Here is a 448-nt window from a genome sequence, read left to right as displayed (position 1 = left end):
CCCTGCGGAAGATCCCAAGCAGAGAAGAGTTGCAGAAGCTCATCGAAGAGACAGAAGCGATCGACTTGAACGGCTATACGGACCGCAGTGTGGCAAACCTGGAGGCGGCGCTACAGGTAGCAAAGGCAGTCGCCGGGGATGAAACCGCAGACAACCAGACAATCGCAAAGGTATATGTAAACCTGGAAGCAGCTGTAGCAGGTTTGGAGAAGACGGAGACGCCGAAGCCCAACCCGAAGCCGGACAACAAGGGAGGAAAGGGAAGCAGTTCTGTGAATGCCTCCAACTCCTATGGGGCGGCAGGCGTCGTTTCTGCGGCACAGAACGTCTCGACCCAGAAGGCGCATGTGGTGAGTGACACGACAGTGAACTTCACGCTCAAGAGAGGCAGCGCATACTGTTTCAAGATGACGGTGGTAAATGGAAACAACCAGACGCCGAGCTTTAC

1 protein-coding gene is annotated in these 448 nt (G+C 55.4%); it reads left to right on the top strand.

Annotation, left to right across the window (positions count from 1 at the left end):
- Window positions 1-448: hypothetical protein (locus tag B9Y59_RS15840; protein WP_207651501.1), on the top strand; the 448-nt coding region annotated here is incomplete at both ends.

It is taken from the genome of Anaeromassilibacillus sp. Marseille-P3371 (genome assembly GCF_900169665.1).
GTDB lineage: Bacteria > Bacillota > Clostridia > Oscillospirales > Acutalibacteraceae > Anaeromassilibacillus.
Note: the sequence above shows the minus strand (reverse complement) of the source record. Positions and strands in the feature narration are given on the sequence as shown.